Below are 19,091 nucleotides of genomic sequence, written 5' to 3' on the forward strand. Positions count from 1 at the left end.
ATGGGCCGCGCAAGCATTGAATATATCAACAAGGATTACGAATCAATCCGGCAGGAACTGCTGGCCAAAGTGCCGCAGCTGACGGACCGCTGGACCGATTTCAATCACTCCGACCTTGGAGTTGTTCTGCTGGAACTGTTCTGTGGTGTCGGTGACATGCTGGCTTATTACCTCGATGCGCAGGCTGCCGAGGCATTTCTGCCCACAGCACGCCAGCGTCAGAACGTGATCAATCTCTGCAAGCTCATCGGCTATCAGCTCGATACGCCGGTCTCTTCCACAACCACCATCCGCTTTTCACTGGCTGCTCCTCTCGATGCTGATCTGCCGATTCCGGCCGGAACTCAGTGCCGGGCGCTGCTTGAAGATGGCAAGGCCGATTTTGAAACCGTGGATGATGCCTTCATTCCTCGTGGTGAACTCTCCGTCGATATTTATGCCCGTCAGGGAATCCGCAAATCCGAGGAGCTGGAAGCCACCGGAAAGCCTTGGCAGCGTTTTCACTTGAGCGGTGTATCCATCGCCCAGGCAACCATCCGTGTTTTTATCGATGATGATATCTGGAGTGAGGTTCGCCATTTTCAGGAAAGCGACGGCGGCAGCCTTCACTTCATGGCCGACACGGATGCCTTGGATATTACCTCCATTCTCTTTGGTGATGGCCAATCCGGAGCGGTTCCCGCTACCGGAAAAACCATTTCAGTGAGTTGGCTCGAAAGTCTCGGAGCCAAGGGAAATATCGGTCCGGGCCGCATCACGCAGCTTCTGTCAGCCGTCTATCACGACGGTGCTCAAATCCCTTTGACCGTCTCCAATCCGGTGGCTGCTACCGGCGGCTTATCCCGGGAGACCATTCAACATGCACGCAATCAGGCTCCGGCCGAACTGCGCAGTCTCTGGAAGGCGGTAACGCTTCAGGACTACAAGGCGCTTGCCGAGGGCTATCCCGGAGTTGCCAAAGCCAAGGTGCTCGACACCAACGACTGCCAGAACATCCGTTATTACAACGTCCATCTGGCCATCGCCCCCAATGGCGGCGGCATGCCTTCCGGGCTGCTCAAGCGTGATCTGGCTGAATATCTGGAACGCCGCAAGGTGATCACCGTCGAAGTGAAGCTGTTCGATCCGGTGTACCGGCCCATTCATATCGATTGTGAAGTTTATGCATGGCCGGGTGAAGCACTCGAAAATGTGCGCAGTCGAATCGAATCAGCTCTGGCAGATTTTTTCGCTTTCGATCAGGTGAGCTTCGGCCAGACCATCCATTCATCCGATCTCATTGCCCTGATCGATGGTGTTCGGGGAGTCAGTCACATTCGGCTCTATACGCCCCAGCTGGATGTGGAACTTGGGCGCGGTGAAATACCGGTTCTCGGAACGGTCAATCTCAATATGCGGAGGGCCGAATAGTGGCGGACTGGTTCCAGAACAACCTCATCGACCTGCTGCCGCCGCTGTATGAGCACAAGGATGAAAGCGGCGACCTTCGCTCTCTGCTTTCACTCCCGGCAGGCACGCTCGATGAGATCAAGGAGGTCATCGACAGGTTCCCCGACATTTTTGATGTGGAGCGCTGTGACGAGCGTTTTCTGCCCTTGCTCGCGTATTTGGTCGGCCACCGCTATGACGGCACGGACACGCCGGAAAACCAGCGTCGTCTGATTCGTGAGGCGGTTGAAATCTACCGGCGCAAAGGGACCATCCCCGCCATCGATCGCAGCCTTGCATCAATTGGCTGGGAGGGCCAGATCGAAGAAACCTTCCGCAGCGCCCTCCGTTTGAATTCCCGCTCCCGTTTGAGCTCGGCAAAACTCCCCGGCAATGTGTTCAGCCTCGGAGTGTATCGGGTTCACAGTCTCAACCTGGCCGAAGGTGTACGGGATGCATTGTCATTTCATCACCCGGCTGGCACTCGGGCGTTTTTTCTGCAGTGGCTGGCCACGTTTCTGGAGATCGGTGCCGATCTGGAATTTCAGAACGCCGCCCATGTCCGCAGTGTGGTTCTGGCTTTTCTCGATGAAACCTTCGTGCTGGGAAGAAGCCGTCTCGGCTCCTGTCGCCATCTGACCAACAAGCAGCGGATATACGATTACCTGCAGCTGACCAGCACTGTTGAGATGGTTCCGGAAATCGACCGGGCCGCCAATAAGGTCTCCCGTTTTCATGGCCGTCAAAACAGGATGCGCCTCAATTACAGGCCGCTCAACGAAAGACGGCTGGTGAATACCTCCATCCGTGAGGACAGGCTGTCCTTCTGCAACCCGATCTATACCGGAAGGGATTATTTCACCGATATTGTCGAATCCGGTTTCAACCTCTCGGATGATCATCTCAACCGCCGCAAACTTTCCTTTGCCGATGCGGAAACCCTTTACTGCTTTCGGCAGAAAGACCTCTTTTCAATTCTGCAGGCGGAGGCTTCGGAAGCCCTGCAGAACAGACAGGCTTTCGGCTTCAACATCGAAGCGAGAAACCGGCAATGCTTCCAACTGGGCCGCTCACCGCTCAACGGCGATGTGGTCATCAATGCCATTCAGGGCGGACACAGCAGTGCGCTGCTGGTTGCCGCCGCCGGATGCAAAGCCGGTGTCACCGAAGCATCAGATCTGATCAACCGCTGGCGTCGGAGAGGGCCTGTATTCAAGCTCAACGCGAATGTCCTCAACAACCGGACTTTGACCAATGCGAACCTCACCGGAGAACGGGCATCGCTTGAAGTCTATGTGGATACAGGTTCTCTCCAACGCCCACGGATCGTGCCTTTGAGCCTGAACCAACGCGCCCTCAACACGACCTCTTTACGCCTCTCCGTGGATCGGACCCGACCGCTCCGCATCGGACGGATGAAACTCAATCAGGCGGGTTTCCGGTTCACCGAGCCTTCCTACCGATGGCTGTTCCGTCAACAGGATTTCAGCGAGGCGCAGGAAGCCGCAACAGAGAGCGCCGTGAACAAATATCAAGTAACCCAATGGCCTGTTTAAGGAGAGATTATGGCAATTCACTTATACCTCGATGAACAGTTGACCCAGCAGATTTCGGAAGGCGATTTCAGCAATCCGGATGCGGACAACTACAACGGTACGGATGGAGAAATCAAAGACCGGCAGATTTTCGTGGCCAATGAACAAACCACGCTCGCCGCACCGATCGATGACATCCAGACCGACATAGAACTGACCGAACCGCGCTTTGCCGATGCGGAATACATTGTGATCGGCACCGAGCAGATGCAGATCCTTTCCGGCGGCGGAACCACCAATCTGAGCGTAAGACGCGCCGTAGCCAACACCGTGGCAGCATCCCACGCGGCCGATGCGCCGGTCTATTCCGGATATGACTATACAGGGCTGGTGGTGGACCCGATCGACGAGTTCGAAACCGATGAATCGGTCTGGTACAAGCTCGCGCTCACGCAGGCCGAACTCGATACCGCCACCCAAAGCGCTCCGCTCAACATCGGAGCCAAGGCCCACAATCAGACCATCTCTTTCTGGCGTCGCTGCACGGTACTTTCGGGCACTCCTGTCCAGAACAAGATCGACATAAAGTTGCGCCTCACCGGAACAGAGAACCCCGTTTTATAAGGAGTGAACCATGGCTTATCAAAGTATTCAGGGAACCGCCAGCGGCCGATTGGACCTGCTGAACAAGATCAAAGATTTTCTGGTCACCACCGTTGGCTGGACATTGCATGACGACCAGTCCGCCGATGCACGGCCATACTATGTATTCAAGTCTGTCGGGGAATCCGGAGCGGAAGATATCTATCTGCGTTTTCAGATCGGGCAGAGCTCCGGTCGCATTGAAGTGGCCGCTTTCCAGTATTGGGACAACACCACGCAGACCGCTGTCAACGAAGGGTTTTCCAGCAGTTATAACTATATCCGAGCGGAGGACACCGCCGATTTTATTTACTGGCTGTATGCCGACCTCGATCATGTATTCATCGTCAGCAAGATTGTCTCGACCTACTACGGCCATTACAGCGGTTCCATCAAACGGTTCTGGTCTTCGGCTGTTGCCATCACCCAAGCAGCGATTGTCAACGGCAGTGCCATGGTGACGCAGGTCAACGATGCATCGATCTTCACACCCGATCAGCATTACATCATCAAAGACGATGCCAATATCGAGCGGATCAAAATTACCGCCATCGATACGGTTGCCACGCCCAATACCGTGACCATTGAAACACTCGTCAGTGATTTTGCGGCCGGGGCCAAAATTGGCGAGGACCCGCAGCCGGTCATCACCGGTTACTACAACATGCCAAGCACCTTTTACGCTGTGAACAAGTTCGACGGCTGGACTTCCGCCAGCGGACAACGCGGCCGTTGCGGTGCGGCCCACGGCAACCTGCAAAGCGATACCGATCCCGAACGCCGCTACGACACCACCATTCTTTTCCCATGGCTGGTCAGCATGAATGGCGCTGACAGCTATCAGGAGCTGCGTGGGGAACTCATCGAAATCTATGCCACCGGCGGAGCCAACGTGGCCTCCGAGGACACCGTTGAAATCGGCTCGGATTCCTATCGGGTGTTCAACCTTTCCGGCGGCGGCTGGTGTGCAATTAAGGAGTAAGGCTCATGGCTGTTGTTAAAGGACAAATCAAAACCACAACCCAAGTGAAAGGTCGGCGTGTTCCGCAGCCGCTGGCAAATCTCAACAAGGGACAGGCATTCAAGATGACCGGGAGGATTCGTCGTGGCCGTGCATAAGGGAGCAATCATCAGACCTGCCGTTATCCGGGGCATTCGCAGCCCCGAATTTCAGGTCAACCTGCCGCCTGTGCAGGGAGCCTATTTCGACCTGTTCGGCCCCCGAGATCAAAGGCGGACCGTCGTGATTCAGGCAGATGCCTCTGTCAGGGCTTCAAACCAGCGTTCAACGGTGGCTGACAATCAGGTCATTGTGGCGGGCCGCATCGAGCGGGATGCCGATACCTGGCTGATTATCCCGCAGGCATTTGAACAGCTGGCTTTTGCCGCCGTCCGGGTGACGCATCCCCGGGAGGCAATGCTGGATACAGCTCTTAGGATCAGCGGCTATCAGGCATTGACGGCCGATACCGCCCAGCATCTGGAGCAGCAGTTTGGCCGTTCCGCCGACGCGGGGCTGACCATTTTCAATGTGATTATCAACGAAGAACACGAGATTCAAACATAAGGAGAAGACCATGGCATTGGGACTCATAGTCAAATCAGGCCGTGTATTGACGGCAAAGCTCCTGATGGGACAGGCGGTGGAAGGCATAACCCACTGCGCCATCGGGGATGGAGATGAAACATTCACCGAACCGCAGAATCCGCCTGCGCCGGATATCGAGCAGACGGCTCTCAAAAACGAGCGGGCCAGAAAGCGGTTCTACAAACGGACCTTCCTCAAGGAGGACGCCGAAGGTGCGCTGGTGGTCAATGGTGTCCGCTATCTGGAAACCGGAGAAGAGACCAACACCATCGGCATCTTCTTTCGTTTTGATGAGGCCGAGGCCAACGGCATCACCATTCGTGAATACGGCTTTTTCGGCGGTGACGTCGAGTATGTGGCCAGCGCGAGCGGTGATCTGGCCATGGGCGGAGTGTTTCATCAGGACACCAACCCCGTCGGAGAGGTGCTGCGCCCGGGCTACCTGTACGAAGTGAAGAACATTCCAGATTTCAACAAGATTTCCGATACCCGCGTGGAGCTGGTCGGGATCATCAAAATATAACCGGAGGTAAAACAGATGAGTATTTCAAGAGATACATTCGATCCCGCCAAGAACTATAAACGCATCCGCTATCATCAGGACCGGGATCTGCTCGATTCGGAACTGAATGAACAGCAGGAACTGATCAACCTCGAGCGCCGCAAGATTGCTGATATCCTTTTCAAGGAAGGGTCGATTCTGAGCGGTCTCGATGTCACGGTGCAGGATAACGTAATTACCCTGACGCCGGGCATGATCTACATCGACGGCCATGTGGAAGCGGTCGCCGGAGCCACTTTGACCTATGACCCCGCCACCACCAGCGGCGCGGACTATGTCTATGCCGAGCTGCTCAAATACAATTACGGCTACACACAGGACCCGTCGCTGATTAATCCGGCTACGGGCGAACCCACCGCTGAGCGCGAGAAATGGGTTCTGGCGTTGAAAACCACCGACACCACCGGCCTGACGCTTCCCAATAACGTGACCGAGCGCAAGGTGGTGCCGATTTACAAATTCGACCGGGAGACCGGCGATGTTACGGCGACGGTGCAGGAAAAATCCAATCTGTATCTGCGCGACCTGCTGGGCACGCTTCCCGGCAGCCGGATTACGGTTTCCTCCATTACCGAGGATCAGCTCTCCTTTGCCGCAGCCGAAGGTCTCAATTCGTTGCTGCAGAACCTTGCCGAGCGGACCTTCGATCAGGCGGGAAGCTATCTGGTCAGCGGATTCGACAGCTTTATCGGCTCGGTGGATGATACCGACGTCGAGGTGATCACCAACGCGGGCCGGGCCTACATTCAGGGCTTCCGTCATCAGCGGGATCTGCCGACCTCCACGCTGGTGCCCAAGTCGGTGGCCATCAAGTCGGTGCGTGGTGAGCAGAAAACCTACAACATCAGCCAGCGCCGCTATCCGGTCAACTCCACACCGCTCAAAGAGACCACGCAGGTGGAAGCCATTGTGGAGATGACCGCCAATGTGACCCGTGGCTCGGTCGGCGGCGGAGAAGATCTGCTCGATCCCAATCCGGTGGTCGATATTCTGGAGGTCAGTCAGGGTGCCACCATTTTTCAGGAAGGCATCGACTGGCAGCAGTCCGGCAACCATGTGGACTGGATCGGTTCCGGAAATGAACCGGCCATCGGCACCACCTACACCGTGCGCTGGACCTACACCAAGCAGATGATCAAAGGCGAGGATTATGTGGATGGCGGCTGGTTTGGTATTACCGCCCATCCGACAGCCGGAACCTATCATTATGTGGTGACCGCTTTTGATGGCTCGGGTGAAACCACCTTCAACTCCGGCAGCGTTCTTTCGAGAATGACTCTGGTCGGAGAGATGAATCGTCTTTCATGGCTGCCGGTCAACGGTGCCAATGGCTACCGGGTTTACCGGGCCACGACCAATGGCTCGAGAACCGACTTCCAGCGCATCAAGGAGCTGGGTAGCGAAGCCATCTTTTATATCGATGATGCGGTGGACGAACCTGTGGCCTCAAATCCTCCGGCCAGCAGCTCGGCGTCGGTTTCCATGTCCACCACTCAAATCGAGCCGGGCAACCTGAATGTGGTCAACTTCGGTCGCGGAGCGCTGGGTGATGAACCGGTCAACGGCTCCAACTGCAGTATCGACTATGATTATTACCTCAGCCGCAAGGACATCATTTACGCCACCACCCGGGAGATCAAAAGACTCGAAGGCGCTCCGGCGGACTTTCCCAAGCTGCCGATCGTTCCGGAGGATACCTTGGGACTGTGCAGCATCGACTGCCCGCCCAATTCCACCGATATGACCATCCGCAATTTCGGGCTCACCCGCATCACCATGGATCAGATCCATGACATCATCAAAGATGTGGAGGATTTGAAATACAACGATGCCCAGTATCAGATGAACAACGAGCTGCAGAACCGCGACGCCCAATCCAAGAAAGGCATCTACTCGGACGACTTCTCCAATACGGCCCAGTCGGATATCTATCACGCCGAGTGGGATGCCCGGGTCAATGAGCTGAGCAAGTTTGCCTCTCCGGATCGTTCGGCCATTTCCAATCCCCTCGAGGTAGATACGGGAAGCAGCGATGCCAGCTTCTTCGGCAGTCTGGCGCTGTTGCCCGGATCGGAACAGGTGGTGCTCGAACAGAGCGACTGGTCCGAGGAACGCAACATCAACCCGTATGCGGTCTTTGAAAAGCCGCCCGCCATGCTTCAGGTCACGCCCAATATCGGCCGCCGTGGGCAGACCGGCATTGCGGTAACAGGCATCAACTTTACGCCGGATCGCTCCGGGATTATCCTGCGCTGTGACGGTCGTGTCATGGCCAGCAATCTGGTCAGCGATGATGCCGGACGCGTGACCGCCTCTTTCACGGTGCCGACGGAAGCCCGCAACGGCAACCGTATCGTGGAAATGGCAGATGGTCAGTACACGGCCCGGGCCAGCCTGCAGATCAATGATCCGCTGGTGATCACCCGTATTCAGCGCTTTATTCAGACCAACATCATTACCCGTATCGTCCGCGTGCCGGTGGTGCGTACCGTCTGGAGAACTCGCACCATCTTTGTCCGTCGTGATCCGCTGGCGCAGACCTTCAGCTTTACCGAAAATCGGGTGCTGTCTGCAGTGGGTATTCAGTTCACCGAGCGTGACGCATCCATTCCGGTAACGGTTCAGATTCGCGGCGTCACCACCGGTTTGCCAAACGACACCATCTTTGCTGAAAAGGTGATAGCTCCGTCGGAAATCAATCTCGGCGGTGAAACCAAGATCAGTTTCGATGATCCGTTCTATGCGGAAGCCAACACCAGCTATGCGGTGGTCCTGCTGACCAACAGCACCAACTACAAGGTGCGCACCGCCACACTCGGCAAGACCGGCCGTCAGGGCATCATCACCCGCCAGACCTATGCCGAAGGTGTGCTTCTGGAAAGCTCCAATGCCGAGACCTGGACACCGCTCAACGGCTCAGACCTCACTATGAAACTTTATGGCTACGAGTTCGAGAACGAAGGCACGGTCCAGTTTCAGCCGGTCAGCGGTGTGCAGTTCTCTGATCTGAACATCGATGAATATTCGGCCATCCCGGAAGGCACCCACCTTATCTGGGAATACTCCACCGATGGTGGCGCGACGTGGGATGCGGTTGTTCCGGCCGAGGAAGAGCGTCTGCCCAATCTGGCCAATGGCGTCTTGGTTCGAGTGCGTTTCAGTACCGGCATGGGAAACGACACTCCGGCGCTCAACTTCCGGGATGTCAACCTGATCGGCTACCTCAACAATACCATCGGGACCTACCTGACCCGTGAAAACGAGCTGACGCAGGGTGTGGAATCCACCAAGGTCTACACCCAGATGGATATCCCCAGCGGCACCAGTGTTCAGTGGTTCGCCTCCAATGATGGCGGTGAAACATGGGAAGCCATGACCATCGACGACACCCGGCCCATCGATGAAGACTGGACCGAATACACGCTGGTCCGAACCTTTAGCGATCCGCAGGGCAACAAGGTGCGCTACAAGGCTGAGCTGACCGGAACCGTATTGACCTATCCGAGGATTCACACCCTCGGTGCAACCCTGAGCTGATGGAGGTCCCGAGATGATCGTTAAACGCCGTGGCGGGATGACGGAATTCATCCCGTCTCCACAGGAAAAACGGGAAGGACTGGTCCGGGATCACTCCTTCAATCTGATTGAAAACCTGCACCACAGGTTGAGCCGGTTGGAAGAGGAACTCGGATTGCCGCTCGATGAGGCTGAAGCCTGCACCGCCTTTCTGGATAAGATGAAGCAGGATGAAACCCTGAATAAGGAGATTCATACCAGCCTGATCACGGGTAGCAGCCCGGACTCCTGAGCCCACCCCATCCGTGAAAAACAGCCAACGCCCCGGAGAGCCCGCATGCTTTCGGGGCGTTTCTTTTGATGTGCCCGCCCGAACGCCTCAAGAATCATAACATGTTGAAAATAAAGGTGTTAAATGTCGAATCTGTCTGTTCTTCTACTTGCTTTCTGACGGAATTAAAGCATTCATTCACATGTAAGCTGAGGGTTTAAACACAAGCCCGGCAACGAGTTAAAAACCGAAACAACGGAGACTGTGAATGGATTTAAGAGAACTCAGATACGGAATCGAGATCGAGACCGTAAAACGCACCCGGGAACAGATAGCCTGGGCAATCCACTCGGTGGTCGGCGGCCATGTCAGGCATATCGGCCAACCGGCCAGCTACGACCCTTGGGAAGTGGAAGACCTGCGGGGCCGCAAATGGAAGGTGGTCAACGACGCCTCCCTGACCAATGTGCCATCCCACCTGCGGGCGGAGCTGGTGAGTCCGGTTCTGGCCTATGACGACCTTGAGCAGCTGCAGGAGGTGGCCCGGGCCATCCGCAAGGCCGGTGGAAAGATCAACAGCCAGTGCGGCATCCACATCCATATCGACGCCGAACCCTTTGACGGGCGCAAGCTGGGCAACCTTGCCAAGGTGGTTTACAAACAGGAACCGCTGATCCTCCATGCCCTCGGGATCAACAGCGACCGCTTGCGCCGCTACACCCGACCAGTCAGTGATGAGCTGATCCGGAATATCGAAAGGCACCGGCCCAAGACCAAGGCCCAGCTGAACCGCATCTGGTACGGCTACCACAACAACCAGCCGCAACATTACGACAACACTCGCTACCACGGAGTCAACCTGCACAACGTCTGGTACCGGGGCACGGTGGAGTTCCGCTGGTTCGAGGCGACCCTACATGCCGGAAAGATTAAAGCCTACCTGCAGTTCTGCTTGGGCATCGCCGCCAAGGCGCTCAACGGCCGAGCCGCATCCAGCCGCAAGCGGGACTTCGATCCGCAAAGCGCTAAGTATGACTTCCGGGTCTTTCTGCTCCATCTCGGCCTGATCGGGGATGAGTTCAAAACCGCCCGATTACACCTGATGAAAAACATGCCCGGTGACGCGGCCTTCAAGAAAGGTCGTCCCAAACCGGATGAAACCGAAACCACCATTCAAACCACAGAGGCCGGGTCTAATCCCGGCCTTTCTGTTTTAGGAGGTGAATCATGAAGATTCTGATCCACTCGACGACACTCGACGGCGAACCGCTCGAGGCTGATGGCATCGCTCTGAAAGGTAAAAACTGCGCGGAGCTGGTGGAGATCATGAAGGGCCAGACACCGTTCACCATCGAAGCGACCGCCCGTGATTACATGCACGGGGTGCTTGGCCGCATCCAGCCAGACCGAAAACTCCAGCTGCCCGAAGATCCCGAAGCGGCCGCCGCCGAATTCCTGACTCTGCTGGGAAAGCATGGGCTGGTGGAGTTCCTGCCGGATGACGCCTTTATCGACCTGCCGCCGGAGGACACCTTTGACAAGGAGGATGATCTATGTGCGGACAAGTAGGCATCATCTTCGGCAAAAAACGCCGCCGCATTGCCGAGCGGGAATACCTGAACGAGGTTTTTATCCGCATGCTGCTCTGCAGTGAGGAGCGTGGTCCTCACGCCAGCGGCATAGCATGGCTGCGGACCGACGGCGACTTCCGTCTTTTCAAGCGTCCCATCCGGGCACACCGGCTGGTCAGGGAATCGACATTTCACGAGCTGATGGCCGAGGTGGATAACGAGACCACCATCCTCATGGGGCACACCCGCTGGCGCACCCGGGGCAGTGAAGCCAATAGCCGCAATAATCACCCCATTCGTTCCGGCATCATTATCGGCACTCATAACGGCACCATCTACAACGCCAATTATCTGTTCCGCAGACTCGGGCTACCGCGCTATGCCGAGGTGGACAGCGAACTGCTTTTCCGGTTGGCCGACCGCTTTGCACCCGACGGAACCATCGACGGCAGAGGCTTCCGCAATGCCCTGCGCCTGTGTCGGGGCCAAATGAGCGCCGTGCTGGCCTCACGGCTCGATCCTGGGGCCATTACCGTCATCAAGGGGAATAAGCCGCTGTCGCTGCGCTACAGCCGCAAACACCGGGCGGTGCTCTACGCCTCGGAACCGGAATACATCGAAGCCGCTCTGGATGACCTGCGTGGCTGGCGCGAGCTGGAAATTCCGCCGCTCACAATGCTGACCTTCCGCCATGAAACCCTCAAAGAGTGGCAGAGCCATCCATTCAAATTTGTCTGTCAGGAACGCAAAGGAACCTTGCCCGAAGGAGTGAAAGCATGAAAAATAACGACAACCACCTCCGGCTTTTTGTCTACGGAACCCTCAAAAAGGGATTCTGGAACTTTGACCGGTTCTGCACCCGGGCCATCGGCATCGAACCCGCCACCACTTGGGGAAGGCTCTACCAGCTGCCAGCGGGATTCCCGGCCTTGGAGGTCCCGGAGAGCTCAGTGCTGGCCACCGGTACCGATGATCCATTGGCCGATACCCGAACACAGAACGCCATCGAGCTGCCTGAATATGGCATGGCCCGACCAGAAGGCGACTGGGATCTGGTCCACGGGGAACTGATGACCTTCACCAATCCCGGCTTCGATCTGCCGCCCATTGACCGGCTCGAGGCATTCGATCCCAATGGCCGCTGTGTTTATAAGCGCGTTCTGGTGGCGGTAAAGACCAACGACTTGATCCGGCCCGTCTGGCTGTACACCATGCAACCACCTGAAAATCCGAGATTAAAAAGAATTTTTTCTGCGTGGAACGGAGAAAAGTTAATAGAAATGTGATTGTGTGATAAAATTTTATTTGACATGGGCGGGCTCTGTTTGTATATTGGGTAATGTAAAAGTGAGTATGTGACACGGAGATTATATGAAAGCTCAAGAATACATAAAGGCAAGAGGCATTGAGGTTACCCCACTGGATAATGCGAGCGTGGGTCGCCTGTCTATTGATGCGGAGTTTAAGTATGCCGGAAAACGGGGTGTTGTCGTGTCTCCGAAGCGTGGGTCTGTCTCTGATCGATACCTGTCTTTGCTTTCTAACGAGGGCGTATCCTTTGTTGTGGCTGAAGGCGGCTCGACGCTGTCGTTCTATGAAGCACCCCCAAAGGCAGGCGGGCTGCATCCCGTTCGCGCTTTGAGACCTGTTAAGGCAGGGCTATTTCCATCGCAGGATGTTTTTGAATATCTCTCGACCCTCCTGCGGCAAAGCGTGAAAAAACGGGAGGCTATCGATGCTGTTGCGTCGAATCTTCTGGTTGCCCGAATTGCTGATGAAGAGGCAGGAAAAGAGGATGCGTGGGCGTGCTCTATCTCTGGAACGGTTGATGAGTGTTCTGATTTGATTTCGAGCATCAAAGGCAAACTGAAAGATGCAGATATCAACTCTGAAGGCGTTTTGAAGTTGTGTGCCGTCCTTGCTGGCTTTAGACTGAAGCCAGCGACACCCGAAGAGTCAGCCCGGTTGACCGATTGGGTGGCACGAGCAAGCGATGATAAAAAATGCATACAAGGATTGCCGTTGGCCCTGTCTCCGGTTTTTCAGTCTATGGGTGAACGCGCAAACTCAATAGCGCTTGTTACATCTGCTGTAGGCGCTCAGTTTTCAATTCTGTCCGGTTCGGGCAATGGTGAAGTCGTTCTGGAGAATGGGAATCAGGAGCTTCTATCCCTGTTGCAGGTTTTGTATCCCAAAGCCTCCTTCATCGATGATGGCTATCTTGAAAGTAAACCAGCCAAGAAAAAGGATGCCGTTGTATTGATCCCCCCATTCGGCAGATCAATACAATTGAAAAAGGATGCCGCATTAACCAGTCCCTTTTTTAAAGGTAATCCAGCGTCAAAGAAATATCCCGCTGAATACTTTTATTTAATCAAGGTCATTGATCAGTGTAAGCCGGATGGTCTAATTGCAGTCGTATTGCCGGAAGGGATTTTATCCGGAGCAAGCCACAAGGCTTTCCGGGATTGGCTGTTGGATTCCGTGCAGGTTCTTGGCATCGTCAGCTTGCCGCCCGGATTCTGTTTTTCCGGCACAGGCATTCGATGCTCTATTTTGTTCATGAAAAAGGCCAAACAGATTCCCGCTGATTACTCGATCTCAATGACCGAATTACAGCAGGAAGACTTCGACAGCGATGTAATTGCTGCCACGATTGAAACCATTAAAGCGGCATTTAATCCGGAGGATCGCGCATGAGAAGTACCGTGATCCAGCTGAAAAAGTTTCGCAAAAAAGGCAACCGCCTCGACCCCCGGTTTTACCTTGGTGAGAAGACAGTAAAGACCATTACAAACGGTAACTACGACAGCTTCATCAAGTTGGGGGACCTGCTTGATTATTTTGCCGACGGCTCACGATTGACCTCATGTGAAGCAGGTATCCCGATGCTGCGTCTCAGCAATCTCGATGCATGCGATATCCATTTTTCCGGGTTGAAATATGCGTCAATAGATAAGGCCGCCAAGTGGACGGCGGTAAAGCCTCAGGATGTGCTGTTCACTCAGGCTGCCGAACCTTTCAGGGCAGCGGTTATGCCCGAGGGGTTTGACGATATTACCGTGTCTTCCGAGATCACGGTCATGCGCCCGAAGTCGGCCGTTGTACCCGAATATCTGGCGGCCATACTGTCCGCACCCACCATGGGCAGGATTCTGAAAGATCTCGCCTACAGGCGGTCTGCCACAGCGTTAAGACGATTGCGCCTTAAAGATATTGCCGGAATTCCCATCCCGCTTCCGGGCCGAGAACTGCAAAACAAAATCAAGAAGGCTTATGACGATGCAGCACGCCTGAGCCAGGAGTCGGAAACAGAACTGTCTCAGATTGTACAGGCTGTCCACGCGGAGATCGATCGCAAGACACAGATGCAGATAACCATGCGCCAGTTCAAGATCCGGAAAACGGAATTGATTGGCCGATGGGATGTTGCGTTTTGCGCAAATGAGGTGCTCCGGAAGCAGCTGCTGGAGAGTGGCAGCGTTACACATCTTCTTCAGGTAGCCAAAACGGTTCCATCAACCTTGAAAGGGATTGACGAGGATGAACAGGTTTGCGCTGTGAAAGCCGAGCATATCAACGAAAACACCATGATGGTGGAAAGCGTGGAAACCTGCCGATTATCCGACCTTTCACCCCGAATGAGGCAGCCGTTGAATCCCGGGGACGTGTTGATCTGCACAACGGGTAACGGAGAACAAGTGGCCTATCTGGATGAAAAGACGGCGGCCGAAGACTGCAGGATTCTTGGAAGTGCCACGTTTACCGCTCTGCGCTTCACTGAAACGCCAAGGTATTTCACCATTGCCATGACTCACCCTATTGTGCGGGCGCAATTGAACAGCCTTGCCACTGGGGCCGTGCAGCGTTTTATCAGCAAAAAGGATCTGGATTCGCTGCTGGTTCCCAAATTGTCGGTGATCTGGCGGGAAGATTTTGACAGTCGTGTCGCCCGGGCCTTCGAGAGAAGGCGTGAAGCCTTGACCGCAAAAGCCCATGTATTGGAGTTTGCTGAGCAGTTTTTACGGGAGGAAATGAAGCAATGAGTATTGCATCCCAAATGATTGAATATCTAAACCGCGAAGGTGCCGCCACACCGGAGACCATTGCGGCTTCAATACCCGACCTGAATCAGTGCGGTGGTGCCGAACGCGCCCTGTTGTTGTTGCGGTTGAACCCGAAGTTTGAACGTATCGACAAGGAAGCCTCTTCACCAGCGGAACCTTGCGACGGTTTTATGGTGAAGGAAGACGAAGTTCCTTATCTGGCCAGCTCCAAATGGACCACACGCGGCAGCGGAAAGTCCGATGAGGAGGTGATCCATGATGCGGCGATCCAATACTTCAGGACAGTCGGAAAACAAGGCGATCTGATCAGCAATGTAGTTTCGGCGGTAACCCAAACAACCGGGCTAAGCGCACCGGCGGTGGAGCAGGCTTTACGGTCTCAGTTTATGACAATGAATACGAATGTTTTTAACCGGCCCAACCGGCAGGAGGATAGATAATTATGGCTAAGAAAAAAGACAATGCACCGGGCAAGCTCCGGGGACAGGCCCGGGAGCAACTTGCCGAACTGGGTTACGAAAAACTTATTGAGGACTTCCAGCTGTTTGATCCGTTTGGCGACGGCAGCATGGATGCCACTGCGGATCTGGTGGCGATGGATGGTGACGAGCCGGTGATTCTTTTTGCGGCAGCAGATCCCGGCGATGCCGCCCGTCCTTCCATTCAGGATGACGCCAAGTTCAAAGCCGGGCTGGGTGCGGATGAAGGCAAGCCGTTCCGCTTTGTCTGGGTATGGGATGGCGACAATCATTTTGTCTTTGATCTGGAAAAAGACGCCCAGATTTCCGACCTGCCGCGCAAGGATTTATGGCGAGAGATTGCCAAGCCGATTTCCGATTCCCGTTCCCGTCTGCTTCAGGATCTTTCCGCTGAGTATCACCGTGGAGACTTCCGGGCGATCCAGCGCAAATTCGACCAGTTGCATGATGCCATTTACTCCCGGGGCGGCGTTAAGCCGACCAATGCGGCTATCGATGAACTGGGCAAACTTCTGTTTCTGCGCATTCATCTTGAAAAATCACCCCGCTACAAGATCAAGGACGGTGCTGGTAAGGGCAAGCTGTTCTCCGAGATCTACTCTTCCGAGTATGTAAAAAAGAATGGGAAGAAGGCTGTCATCGAACTGAAAGATGCCTTCAGGGAGATCAACAATCTGCCGCAGTACAATGCCAAGGACATTACCGGTGAAGTTCACACCATTTTTGCTTATGACGAGCCGCTGAAACTTGAAAACACCGATATCCTCGCCATGGCAATCGATTCCATGGATCTGCGCGACCGCGATGGTCAGCCTATCCGTTTGTCAGTGCCGGACAAGGAACTGGTGGGTAATGGCGAACAGGCCCGGATGATGAGGGCGCATCTCATCCACGAAGACCTTCTTGGCTGGGCGTTCGATGTCTTCCTTCGCGGCAAATATGCCAGCAACGAGGGCTTGGCTACCTACCTGACCCCTTCACAGGTGGTTGAGTGCATGACCCACATGGTTTTCCATGACATCACCGATGCCGAGCTTTGGGCTCGCCGGGGTGATAAGGATCAGCAGGAGCGCTGGAGTCCCGGTAAAGATGAAAAAAATCTGCCCGCCTTTCTATGCGGGGATATCTGTTGTGGTACTGGCCGTTTTCTGGTGGGCGCACTACGCGAGATCAAAAAACGCATTCTTGATGACAAGCATGTGGGTCACAGCGACGAAGACAAGCTGGCATGGCTTAGCCAGATGAAGCGCCACAGCTTCTTTGGGGCGGATCAGGCAGAAGGCAGCATCCAGAAGGCACGCATCAACATGCTGCTCTATGGAGAGGACCACAGCCAGCTGCTGAAAGTCGACGACTCCATTACGGATAACCATGTGGATAAGCTGGTGGGTAAATTCGATCTGATTCTGACCAATCCGCCTTTCGGTTCTGGAAAGTATGATGATCCGGTTGGTATGGCCAAAATGCGCAAGGATGAATTAGGTCTCGAACTTGGCTGGAAATGGAAGGCAGGTGATCGCAGCAAGAGAAAAGAACAAGATAAATCAGACCCAGCTGCGCTTTTTGTGGATCGCAACCTGCAATTACTGAAGCCCGGTGGACGCCTCTTGATTGTCGTTCCGGACGGCATTCTCTGCAACTCGGGTGATGCCTATATCCGTGAATACATCATGGGATCGAAAGATGATGAGACCGGCGAATTTTTAGGAGGTAAGGCTATCCTGAAAGCGGTTGTCAGCCTGCCTACGGAGACCTTTGCAATCTCAGGCACAGGCGCAAAGACCAGCTTCCTTTATCTGCAAAAGAAAAAGCATGCCTCTGAAAAACAGGGTTCGGTTTTTATGGGCGTTGCCAATCATGTTGGATATCTGAAAAAGGGCAAAACAGAAATGCCTGATCCCGCAGGTAATGACCTCGTCACTATTGCACACGAATATTCTAAGCTGGAGGGAACGAGATGAGTCATATCTTAAGAACAGCACCTTCCTGTGCGGTTGTCCCTCCCGAGGAAATAAAGGGCAGGATTGATGCGTCCTATTATGATGAAAGATACAACGATTTAGATAAGGAGTTGAGTAGGTTTCGCAGTAATCAAAAAGTGCTACTGGGTGATCTTTTAGATTCTCCAAGGAGAATTCTATATCAAAAAACCACGACTTTTGAGCAACCAAATATTCCTGATGAAGCAATTCCGTTCATCTCAGGAGTTGATTTAGATGGCGATACAATGAGTATCAATTGGAGTCGGGTTAAATATGTCGAAAGCTGGATGGCTGATAGATACCCAAAAGGAAAACTATTTTCTGGAGCTCTTTTAATAAAGGTTAAGGGGCCAAATCAACACACTGTCTATGTGTCCGAAAATAATAGGTTAGCCTTAGTAAGCGGAACAGTTTTCTTTTCTAAAACAAAAGGCTGTGATCCCTATTATTTAACTAGCTACCTATCGAGTAAATCTGGGGTCAAGTGGAGGTCTCGGTTAAGAACAAATACAACCGTGGAATTTATCGGCAATGAAGAATTGCGTAACGTACCAGTTTTATTGCCGGATGAGAAGGTTCAGCGATTTATTGGGAAACAGCTGAAGCTTGCTGAAGAATGCAGACGAAGAGCTGATGCACTCCTTAAAGAAGCAAATCAGATGTTTGACCAAAAACTTCTAACAAGCTCATTTGCCGCATCGAATGAAAAATCAAATTTTATTGACCTAAATCGATTACAGGAGCGCATCGCCGCAGAATTCTATTTGCCAAAATATTATCAGATTAATTCACACTTCACACAAATAGGTTTACGAACAATTGATTTTGGTTCTGCCTGTGAAAGCATATTCCGTTCTTCGACTCCCAAGCGTAGCGATGCAGGGAATATTCCTTGCTTATTAACAACAGATATAAAGCCCTACAAAATATCACATACACAAGCTGCAATAAAAATAGAACCAAACATCTATCGAAATCATGTCGGCAAGCTCCAGGCAAAGGATATAGTCTACTCTTCAATCTGCTCACCTCATGGTGATGCCGCAATCGTTTTGCCTCACTGGGGAAAAATGTCTGCGGGAGGAGATGTTACCGTTATAAGGGCAAATGATGATTTCCATCCGGGATATCTTTGCCTGTTCTTGAATTCTATTTTCGGTCGTATGCAAAGTGAACGATATTCACGAGGAAGCGTGCAAAGGCGCGTATATCCAGATGATATAGAGTCCTTCAGTCTTCCCCATCTAAGCAAAGATGAGCAGAATCAGATTGGTAGAAGAGTTATTCAATTTCAAATTTTGTGTGAGAAGTCCTTCGAGATTTCAAGCCAAGCAAAAGAAGCAACGGACAAATTGGTTAAGGGCCATTTAGATACCGACGCCATCCTGTCTGGCAAACTCAAAGCCCCGACTTGGGAAAATATCGAAAAAGAACTGGAGGGCATTTAATC

General features: G+C 53.7%; 18 protein-coding genes. All 18 read left to right on the plus strand.

The features are described from left to right. The 18 genes from MRX98_RS12715 (at position 1) to MRX98_RS12795 (ending at position 19,089) form a co-directional block, all read left to right on the plus strand. Positions 1-1,410: a baseplate J/gp47 family protein gene (locus MRX98_RS12715; RefSeq protein ID WP_246909099.1), complete on the plus strand. Its 1,410-nt coding sequence runs from the start codon at positions 1-3 to the stop codon at positions 1,408-1,410. Further along, positions 1,410-2,984 (plus strand): phage tail protein, encoded by a 1,575-nt coding sequence (locus MRX98_RS12720; protein WP_246909101.1) that lies wholly within the window; start codon positions 1,410-1,412, stop codon positions 2,982-2,984. Before MRX98_RS12715 ends, MRX98_RS12720 begins: the two co-directional genes overlap by 1 nt. Before the next feature lie 9 nt (positions 2,985-2,993). Beyond that, positions 2,994-3,587: a hypothetical protein gene (locus MRX98_RS12725; RefSeq protein WP_246909103.1), complete on the plus strand. Its 594-nt coding sequence runs from the start codon at positions 2,994-2,996 to the stop codon at positions 3,585-3,587. A 10-nt stretch (positions 3,588-3,597) separates the two neighbouring features. Continuing rightward, positions 3,598-4,587: a hypothetical protein gene (locus tag MRX98_RS12730; RefSeq protein WP_246909105.1), complete on the plus strand. Its 990-nt coding sequence runs from the start codon at positions 3,598-3,600 to the stop codon at positions 4,585-4,587. Positions 4,588-4,592: 5 nt separating this feature from the next. Beyond that, positions 4,593-4,724: a hypothetical protein gene (locus MRX98_RS22045; protein ID WP_281432337.1), complete on the plus strand. Its 132-nt coding sequence runs from the start codon at positions 4,593-4,595 to the stop codon at positions 4,722-4,724. Beyond that, a complete protein-coding gene (locus MRX98_RS12735; protein WP_246909109.1) occupies positions 4,711-5,172 on the plus strand; it encodes a hypothetical protein in 462 nt (153 codons plus the stop codon). The genes MRX98_RS22045 and MRX98_RS12735 overlap by 14 nt, the downstream gene beginning before the upstream one ends. Before the next feature lie 10 nt (positions 5,173-5,182). Beyond that, positions 5,183-5,716 (plus strand): hypothetical protein, encoded by a 534-nt coding sequence (locus MRX98_RS12740; RefSeq protein ID WP_246909111.1) that lies wholly within the window; start codon positions 5,183-5,185, stop codon positions 5,714-5,716. A gap of 15 nt (positions 5,717-5,731) precedes the next feature. Continuing rightward, positions 5,732-9,292, plus strand: a complete 3,561-nt coding sequence (locus MRX98_RS12745) for a DUF4815 domain-containing protein (protein WP_246909113.1) — start codon at positions 5,732-5,734, stop codon at positions 9,290-9,292. Between the two features lie 13 nt (positions 9,293-9,305). Further along, positions 9,306-9,563 (plus strand): VrlD, encoded by a 258-nt coding sequence (locus tag MRX98_RS12750; protein ID WP_246909120.1) that lies wholly within the window; start codon positions 9,306-9,308, stop codon positions 9,561-9,563. 247 nt (positions 9,564-9,810) lie between these two features. Continuing rightward, entirely contained in the window at positions 9,811-10,773 is a 963-nt protein-coding gene (locus tag MRX98_RS12755; protein WP_246909127.1) for an amidoligase family protein, read from the plus strand. Beyond that, positions 10,770-11,111 carry a hypothetical protein gene (locus MRX98_RS12760; RefSeq protein WP_246909129.1) on the plus strand — a complete coding sequence of 114 codons (342 nt, stop codon included), beginning with the start codon at positions 10,770-10,772 and terminating at the stop codon, positions 11,109-11,111. The genes MRX98_RS12755 and MRX98_RS12760 overlap by 4 nt, the downstream gene beginning before the upstream one ends. After that, positions 11,096-11,893 carry a class II glutamine amidotransferase domain-containing protein gene (locus MRX98_RS12765; protein ID WP_246909130.1) on the plus strand — a complete coding sequence of 266 codons (798 nt, stop codon included), beginning with the start codon at positions 11,096-11,098 and terminating at the stop codon, positions 11,891-11,893. The genes MRX98_RS12760 and MRX98_RS12765 overlap by 16 nt, the downstream gene beginning before the upstream one ends. Further along, positions 11,890-12,399, plus strand: a complete 510-nt coding sequence (locus MRX98_RS12770; RefSeq protein ID WP_246909136.1) for a gamma-glutamylcyclotransferase family protein — start codon at positions 11,890-11,892, stop codon at positions 12,397-12,399. Before MRX98_RS12765 ends, MRX98_RS12770 begins: the two co-directional genes overlap by 4 nt. A gap of 85 nt (positions 12,400-12,484) precedes the next feature. Continuing rightward, complete coding sequence (locus MRX98_RS12775; protein ID WP_246909138.1) at positions 12,485-13,813, plus strand: N-6 DNA methylase; 1,329 nt, start codon at positions 12,485-12,487, stop codon at positions 13,811-13,813. Next, entirely contained in the window at positions 13,810-15,159 is a 1,350-nt protein-coding gene (locus MRX98_RS12780) for a restriction endonuclease subunit S domain-containing protein (RefSeq protein WP_246909140.1), read from the plus strand. Before MRX98_RS12775 ends, MRX98_RS12780 begins: the two co-directional genes overlap by 4 nt. Further along, entirely contained in the window at positions 15,156-15,620 is a 465-nt protein-coding gene (locus tag MRX98_RS12785; protein WP_246909142.1) for a hypothetical protein, read from the plus strand. Before MRX98_RS12780 ends, MRX98_RS12785 begins: the two co-directional genes overlap by 4 nt. 2 nt (positions 15,621-15,622) lie before the next feature. Then, positions 15,623-17,620, plus strand: a complete 1,998-nt coding sequence (locus tag MRX98_RS12790) for an HsdM family class I SAM-dependent methyltransferase (RefSeq protein ID WP_246909143.1) — start codon at positions 15,623-15,625, stop codon at positions 17,618-17,620. Further along, positions 17,617-19,089: a restriction endonuclease subunit S gene (locus MRX98_RS12795; protein ID WP_246909145.1), complete on the plus strand. Its 1,473-nt coding sequence runs from the start codon at positions 17,617-17,619 to the stop codon at positions 19,087-19,089. Before MRX98_RS12790 ends, MRX98_RS12795 begins: the two co-directional genes overlap by 4 nt. The last annotated feature ends 2 nt before the right edge of the window (positions 19,090-19,091 follow it).

The organism is Desulfatitalea alkaliphila (genome assembly GCF_022968795.1).
GTDB classification, from domain to species: domain Bacteria; phylum Desulfobacterota; class Desulfobacteria; order Desulfobacterales; family Desulfosarcinaceae; genus Desulfatitalea; species Desulfatitalea alkaliphila.

What these genes read in the sequence shown, in the direction of transcription:
- MRX98_RS12715 (WP_246909099.1), top strand. Translation starts at nt 1, where the DNA reads ATGGGCCGCGCAAGCATTGAATATATCAACAAGGATTACGAATCAATC.
- MRX98_RS12725 (WP_246909103.1), top strand. Translation starts at nt 2,994, where the DNA reads ATGGCAATTCACTTATACCTCGATGAACAGTTGACCCAGCAGATTTCG.
- MRX98_RS12730 (WP_246909105.1), top strand. Translation starts at nt 3,598, where the DNA reads ATGGCTTATCAAAGTATTCAGGGAACCGCCAGCGGCCGATTGGACCTG.
- MRX98_RS22045 (WP_281432337.1), top strand. Translation starts at nt 4,593, where the DNA reads ATGGCTGTTGTTAAAGGACAAATCAAAACCACAACCCAAGTGAAAGGT.
- MRX98_RS12740 (WP_246909111.1), top strand. Translation starts at nt 5,183, where the DNA reads ATGGCATTGGGACTCATAGTCAAATCAGGCCGTGTATTGACGGCAAAG.
- MRX98_RS12745 (WP_246909113.1), top strand. Translation starts at nt 5,732, where the DNA reads ATGAGTATTTCAAGAGATACATTCGATCCCGCCAAGAACTATAAACGC.
- MRX98_RS12750 (WP_246909120.1), top strand. Translation starts at nt 9,306, where the DNA reads ATGATCGTTAAACGCCGTGGCGGGATGACGGAATTCATCCCGTCTCCA.
- MRX98_RS12755 (WP_246909127.1), top strand. Translation starts at nt 9,811, where the DNA reads ATGGATTTAAGAGAACTCAGATACGGAATCGAGATCGAGACCGTAAAA.
- MRX98_RS12760 (WP_246909129.1), top strand. Translation starts at nt 10,770, where the DNA reads ATGAAGATTCTGATCCACTCGACGACACTCGACGGCGAACCGCTCGAG.
- MRX98_RS12765 (WP_246909130.1), top strand. Translation starts at nt 11,096, where the DNA reads ATGTGCGGACAAGTAGGCATCATCTTCGGCAAAAAACGCCGCCGCATT.
- MRX98_RS12770 (WP_246909136.1), top strand. Translation starts at nt 11,890, where the DNA reads ATGAAAAATAACGACAACCACCTCCGGCTTTTTGTCTACGGAACCCTC.
- MRX98_RS12775 (WP_246909138.1), top strand. Translation starts at nt 12,485, where the DNA reads ATGAAAGCTCAAGAATACATAAAGGCAAGAGGCATTGAGGTTACCCCA.
- MRX98_RS12780 (WP_246909140.1), top strand. Translation starts at nt 13,810, where the DNA reads ATGAGAAGTACCGTGATCCAGCTGAAAAAGTTTCGCAAAAAAGGCAAC.
- MRX98_RS12785 (WP_246909142.1), top strand. Translation starts at nt 15,156, where the DNA reads ATGAGTATTGCATCCCAAATGATTGAATATCTAAACCGCGAAGGTGCC.
- MRX98_RS12790 (WP_246909143.1), top strand. Translation starts at nt 15,623, where the DNA reads ATGGCTAAGAAAAAAGACAATGCACCGGGCAAGCTCCGGGGACAGGCC.
- MRX98_RS12795 (WP_246909145.1), top strand. Translation starts at nt 17,617, where the DNA reads ATGAGTCATATCTTAAGAACAGCACCTTCCTGTGCGGTTGTCCCTCCC.